The 3,934-nt window shown below is 38.1% G+C and carries 2 protein-coding genes; both read right to left on the bottom strand.

Annotated elements, in window-relative coordinates; translation table 11 throughout:
• The coding region (locus tag MKJ01_RS18655; RefSeq protein WP_241615756.1) for a hypothetical protein at positions 1-3,143 on the bottom strand (3,143 nt) is incomplete at its 3' end.
• A gap of 5 nt (positions 3,144-3,148) precedes the next feature.
• Positions 3,149-3,934, bottom strand: a 786-nt coding sequence (locus MKJ01_RS18650; protein WP_241615757.1) for a T9SS type A sorting domain-containing protein, incomplete at its 5' end; no start/stop codon positions are given.

Below are 3,934 nucleotides of genomic sequence, written 5' to 3'. Positions count from 1 at the left end.
TTGGTAGGGTCTGCCGCATCGTTATCGGAAGCGGTGATCATAGCTGTCGGAGAGGCCAGGGAAGTCAGCTGGTCATACGTCATCCCTTCGATCTTGGCTATAGGCTGGGTATTGTTATAGCCCCAGACTATCGTAACCGGAATACCATCCTTGGTCGTATACTGCTGCAGGTTACCGAAACTATCATACTTATCGTAAGTAACATCCGTAGACATTACTCCCGTAAGCTGGTCCGATGATTTTACAGACAACGGAAGCAGCAGGCTGCCGGACTGGGCTGTAGGATAATTGTTCTGGTCCGGATATACCACTTCAGTCTTAGAAACTGTTTTCCCAGGATCACTAACGCTTTGTTTTTTGACTGTGCTTGTTTCTAAAGGAATACCGATCATGTTAGCTGCAATTAGTTTTTGATTGCTTTTCTCGTGGGCGTACTTATAGTACGTCTCGGTGATACTTTTATCAGGAGAAGTCGTTATCTTCTTTGTCAGTTGATAATGGCCAGGATTGTTATAAAAAAAATCGCTTTTCACTGTCACATTATCCTGTGTAATTTCTTCCTTTTGCATGAAGTGATAGTTAGTAAATAGCTCATAGCTCCCGCCTACGGTATTTGTGCTTTTCGAGTCTACCAATGCAAGTTCTATTGTACAATTTGATGTTGGAACCATTTTTGTGTAAAAATTGAGACTGCTGGTATCAATTCCTTTTACAGACTTGCTGACTGCGTGATAGTCATATAAGTATGACTTTGCCGTATTTACAGCATTATAGCCCAATAAATTACCGGATTCCCACTGTCTTGACTGTGGTTCACTTGGAAAATTGAAATGAGGCTCAACAAAATTATATTTATATTGATGGGTTATTATTTGGTTGGTTTGAGGATTCACTTCATTTTCTTCTACATGGCTATAAGTGATATAATTTCCCAGGTCGACCAATGGAAAATAACTCGAAGAAGAAAAGTTTAAAGCATAGCCATCTAATAAAGATAAAATTCCGCAAGGAGGATTGCCGGTAGCACCTTTATATGCTGCATATTTAGCATTTTTTATTTCGAGATGATTTGGATAGGAGTAAAAATAACCTGATGACAAACTGGGTTTGTCAGGTCGTGTGTATGAATATGTTTTTTTTAACGTAAGCGTATTATTTTCATCATACGTTAGTATTTCCTTTACTCTTAGTCCCCCGAAATAATAATTATCAGGATCTTTCTTGGATAGATAGTTCATTTCAACAGACCAGTCGGGAATGGGCAGGCCATTATTTATGTAGTAATTATATTCCTGCTTTTTAACCTTGATATGGATTTCATAATTGCCCGGAAGTAAATCGAAGGTATAATTATCAATGCCTAAAGTTCTGTCAACCGAAAATACATAGGTGTTCGTATCTAAATTTAAAATATTAAATCTCGAACAATCAATATTTCCTTGTCCATTTTGATCTATAGGCTGACAGTTTCCTGCTTTGGAAATATAATCGATTCCCCAATTTTTCATAAAGGATTGAGGCAACGTCAGTTTTTTCTTAAAAATATAATAGGTTGCATTTTGAGAGGTGGTCTCATAATCTAATGCAGAACCTATTACTGTAGTTTTATCTGAGGCGTCCATAATGGATAAATCAAGACTGTCCTTTTTATAGGAAGTTTTGTTATTCTCAAAATTATAAATAGAATATCCACCGGTAGGATAGGTAATTTTTTTCAGGATATTTGCCTGTGTAAAATCAGGGTTGATAATTCTGTTTGCCCCGACATTCCTGTGATGAGTGACCTGAATTCCATACTGATCAAGATACTTGGGATCAATTACCATATTGGGAATCAGGTTTCCGTTATGCTGTCCGTTATAATACCCCCAATAATCCTGAGCATAAGAGTTTCGATTTGGGAGATTAACAGCTGTATTATATTCCAAAGTATAGCTGTTAACCTTTGTAAGGTTTTTGTCATTATAAATGACATTGTCAAGTTTTAACCTTTTTGACAGTTCGTTCATATCAAGTCCCTGTCCGCAACCATAGAGCATTGCCACATAATTATCCGTTGAATTAAAATAGGAAAAATTAAATTTTACTTGGTTTTGTAAAACGTTGTAGGAATATATGTCGACCGAGTTAATCAGATTGCTGTATTTTAAGTCGCTTCTAAGACCTCCTTTTGAAAAAACAATTTTAACATGATCAGAAATAATATTGTCGATAACACTATTTTTTCCTATTGTCCCGGTTAGGCTATAAGAAGTGCTGTATGCTGCTTTGAGACTGTTTACCAATTGCAGGTTAGACGTCATGGTATTGTTATAACAATGATTTCCCTGATTGTAATTTTCATCCCGATAATTAAAATAAATATAATTGTTATTGACTGTTTTAATTTTGGTGAGTTTCCATGACGTAATAGCATAATCGTAAACCTGTATATCTTCTGCGGGAAGAGAACCATTTTCAGGATCATAACTGTAAGATTTCGTACGGCTCCTGTCATATGCATCGTTCTCACCGAAATAGTAGATTGTTCCATCCGTATCAATTACCTGCCAATAATTCACGCTCTGTCCATATGGAGAAATGATTTTAATATCTGACAAAGGATAGGTAATAATATTATTCTGATTATTCGGCTTATCCTGAGCAAACATAAACTGAACACTTTTTCCGTTAGGAAGCGAAATATTATATAAGTCCGGCTCATAATCAATAACAGATGTTCCGCCTGCTCCGCTCATTGAACTTTGTAAGGAAGTATTTGTTGCCATTGAGGCTTTTTTATCGGTGTATATGTAGCCGTTAGGTTCGTTTTCATCTTTTAGTCCTCTCACATTCCTTGTAATCTCACCCAGTCCATTTAAGTTCCAGCCTAATCCGAATGATGTGGCGATTTCATTAACTTTTATACCTTTGGCATGGTAAGAGAGATTTAAATTCAAATTTAAATCATCTTTTGTATAGCTGTAAATAGGAATTGATATCTGAGGTACACCGGAAGCATAAGAAACAGGAGTCTCGGTATATTTCAGCATTTGATAAGCCTGTGGGCTTACAATGCTCGGTATTCTTATTTTATGCTCGTTCTGAGCATTCATTGAATACCAGGCTGTCATCGTTAATATTATAAATATTATTTTTTTCATTATGATTATTTCTTAATCAGTTTAGCACTGGCTGTTTTGTTATCATTCGTTTTAATAGTGATCAGATACGCTCCCTGAACCAGGTTCTGAGTATTGATCTTCGTCACCTTATTCTTGGTTTTAATGCTCTGCAGCTGTCTTCCGCCCATATCATACAAGGTTATTTCAGCTTCCTTGAAATCAAACCCAATCTCCACATACGCATACTCACTCACCGGGTTCGGGTAGATCTTGATATCCTGTTTCTCGATCAGCTGGTCAATCTGACTGTCTCCAAGCTTTACGATCTTCCAGTTCTCCTTTCCGAGCTCCTCAGCACTCGTTCCGGCTAGGATAATCGAGCCGTCACGGTTCAGCTTAATATCGGATAATCTTTCTTCTCTCTTCCTGGATTCTCCCTTTACATGCTTTCTCCACTGCTCATTGCCGTTCTGGTCCACATACAGCATCCAGAACGTCTCATCATCCGTCTCCATCCTGCCTTCCGCCTGGGTATAACCACCGAGTAAAATCCCTGTGGTGATGTCTTTATTCTTTGCTCTTTCTTCTTTGTTCTTCGTGATCACATTCATCCCCATCAACACATCCCGGTTCTTAAAGTTATACGACTTCTGCCAGATCTCTTCGCCTCTTTCATCGAGTGAAATGAGCCAGAGGTCGGTGCCTTCTTCTAAACCTACGGTTTTATTGCCTGATCTTTCCGACCTGGATTCGCCTCCGATGAGATAGCCTGTGGAAGTTAAAGCCAGAGTTCTTACATGGTCATCGCCTTTGCCTCCGTAGTTCTTTTC

The sequence above is a fragment of the Chryseobacterium sp. SSA4.19 genome (assembly GCF_022601875.1).
In the GTDB taxonomy this organism is placed as follows: Bacteria; Bacteroidota; Bacteroidia; order Flavobacteriales; family Weeksellaceae; genus Chryseobacterium.
The sequence above is the reverse complement of the archived record's forward strand: the minus strand, read 5'-3'. Positions and strand labels throughout refer to the sequence as shown.